This window comes from Peribacillus asahii (assembly GCF_003570725.1).
Taxonomy (GTDB): Bacteria; Bacillota; Bacilli; order Bacillales; family DSM-1321; genus Peribacillus; species Peribacillus asahii.
In genome coordinates, this window is sequence record NZ_QWVS01000051.1 from 1 (window position 1) to 2,733 (window position 2,733).

Below are 2,733 nucleotides of genomic sequence, written 5' to 3' on the forward strand. Positions count from 1 at the left end.
GGTGTGCTCTGTTCTCACACAATCTGATTCAGAAATGAACAGTAAAAGTGAGGGGTAATTAAATTACCTAACTCTATATCTGATAAGAAAGGTGAAAATCCTTTCCTTGATTTAAGATTGGAAATCTTGCCTAAGCCCTGCGACGTGCATTTATTGCTTACATGATAAGTGTACGAGAGCTCGCTGAAGTCGGCGAAAACATAACCTGAGACGGTTATAAGTAGTCGGGGTGCTATAAAGATGCTATGCCTAGAGAATGTTCATAGAACATTGGAACGAACCTGCGGATGTACGGCTCGTAAGTTCGGAACGTGCTTAAATGAAGGCACGTGCCCCATCATTGGGGTTCAGTCGTGGTTATCGTATTCTGGCTTTGCGATAACGACATCAATACCTATAAAGGATTGAAGCCTTGCGTCCATCCAATCGAGGGCAAAAAGGTGGCTGACGGGTCAGAGTAGGAGGCTAAGGCATCTATGTAAAGCTAAGATATAGGGAACAGAGGAACTACAGAAGGAAATGGCAATGGGTGTAAGACCAGATGTTCCTAAACAGGAGGAAATGACTGTTGAATCTGTAGGGCAGCAGCCCGTAGTAGTGTTGAAACAGGGTAATGCTTGTGGAGCGAAGGGGCATAGTCATATGAAAGCTAGTTGAAGTCGAAGTCTGATAAGGAAGCCGATGGGCATAACTGGTTAACTCCAATACAAAGCCAAAGGTGGTGGTTGTATTGGCTCAAGAACTTATCTATCCGCACACGGAATCAGATTTAAGGAAATTCCAAGATGAATTATATGCCATAGCAAAAAAAGCCCTAGCATCAGGAGAAAATCCAAGAATAAAGCATTTGCTAGAACCAATCAAAAGTGTATCAAACATAATGACAGCCATCCATAAAATTAAAGGCAATAAAGGAAGCAGAACACCTGGTAGTGATGGCGAAATTATGCAAAAACATATCTTAGAAGTAGGTTATGACGTAGTAATACAAAGAGTTCAAAAACTTCTTGATGACTATAAACCTAAACCGGTTAGAAGAAAAATGATTGAAAAACTGGGAAAGAAAGAAAAACGTCCTTTAGGAATTCCTACAATTATTGACCGAGTTGTTCAACAATGTGTAAAACAAATCATTGAACCGATTCTTGAAGCGCAATTCTTTAATCACTCGTATGGTTTTAGACCAATGCGTGAAGCAAAACATGCGATAGCACGTACAACTCATATGACGCAATCAACCGGATATAAATGGGTTATTGAAGGAGATATCAGTAAATTCTTCGATGAAGTAAACCATAGTATCTTAGTTAAGAAATTATGGAATATGGGGATAAGAGACCAAAGAGTGCTAATGATTATTAAGAAAATGCTTAAAGCAGGAATAATGAATGAAATACACAAAAATGAAATAGGAACTCCGCAAGGTGGTATTATATCACCATTACTTGCAAACGCCTATCTTCATAAACTCGATGAATGGATTGTTCGAGAATGGGAGCAAAAGAGGACGAAAAGGGAATATAGCGAAAGAGGAAACAAACTTAAAAGTTTACAACGTACAAACTTAAAACCAGCTTATTTTGTAAGATATGCTGATGATTGGGTGCTAATAACAAACACAAAAGCGAATGCAGAAAAATGGAAAAGACGAATTTCAAAATATCTAGGAACAAACCTAAAGCTTCGATTATCAGACGAAAAAACATTGATAACAAATATGAAGCAAAAAGGTATCAAATTTCTTGGATTTGAAATGAAGTTAATCCCTGATAAAAAAGCAAGGAAAAAAGTAATAAGTAGAATAAAACCCGATGAAAGTAAACTAAAGCTTAAGTTAAAAAAGTTATATAAAGAGGCATTCAAATTGAGATATTCAACCTCAACTGAGTGGCTTATTAACGACATTCTGAACTACAACTCCATGGTTAGAGGAATCATAAATTATTATCAAACAGCAACATGGGTAAATATAGTGATGAATAAGTACAACTACAACTTAGATAGAAAAGTTTATTTTTCCCTTGAAAAAAGTAGAAGGCTATCTGTCGAATGGTTTCCAGCAAACGAAGTCGATAACCTCCATTCTGTCCATAAGAACTATACGACAAAAATACCGACTATAAAATATAAAGGGTTGAAAATTGGGGTAACAAGCTTATTATTTTGTAAGTGGGACATGGCATATAACAAACGTCAGGAAGAAACACCTTATACATTTAAAGGAAGACAACTTTATGATAAACGTACAAAGACGAAAAATCCGTTAGCTCGTGCGGATGGAATTCTTTCGAAACAGTACGCAAGGTATATAGCTAAAGGTATGACTGAACCAATTTATAATTTTGAATTTGTTCTAAATAGGGCATATGCCTTAAATAGAGATAAATGCAAATGTAATGTATGTGGAGAAGTCTTGAACAGTGAAAACCTTGAAACACATCATAAAAGACCATACCTTCCTTTAGATAAAATTAATAAGGTGGATAATTTAATAAGTTTGTGTATGAGGTGTCATAATCTTATACACAGTGAACTAGACATAAATCTTGGAACAAAAGAAACAAAAAAGATTCTTTTGTATAGAGAAAAACTTCGACCTTTAACATAGCTATATATGATGGAACGCCGTATGATGGGAAACCTTCACGTACGGTGTGAAGTGGGGGAAAAGAGCTCCTAACATATTTAGTTTGCAAAAGCTGAATGATGAGGATGGCTCTTACCTATCACTAT

Annotated in this window: 2 protein-coding genes; both read left to right on the forward strand. The window is 36.3% G+C overall.

Annotated elements, in window-relative coordinates; all coding sequences use genetic code 11:
* The first annotated feature begins 525 nt into the window (after nucleotides 1–525).
* On the forward strand, nucleotides 526–657 hold the full coding sequence (locus tag D1953_RS22025) for a hypothetical protein (protein WP_281271578.1): 132 nt from the start codon (nucleotides 526–528) through the stop codon (nucleotides 655–657).
* A gap of 73 nt (nucleotides 658–730) precedes the next feature.
* Nucleotides 731–2,608, forward strand: coding sequence for a group II intron reverse transcriptase/maturase (gene ltrA, locus D1953_RS18525; protein WP_245980256.1), 1,878 nt, complete (start codon nucleotides 731–733; stop codon nucleotides 2,606–2,608).
* Nucleotides 2,609–2,733: the final 125 nt, after the last annotated feature.

Excerpts from the sequence above, each read along its gene's own strand:
- D1953_RS22025 (WP_281271578.1), top strand. The coding sequence starts at position 526 with ATGGGTGTAAGACCAGATGTTCCTAAACAGGAGGAAATGACTGTTGAA.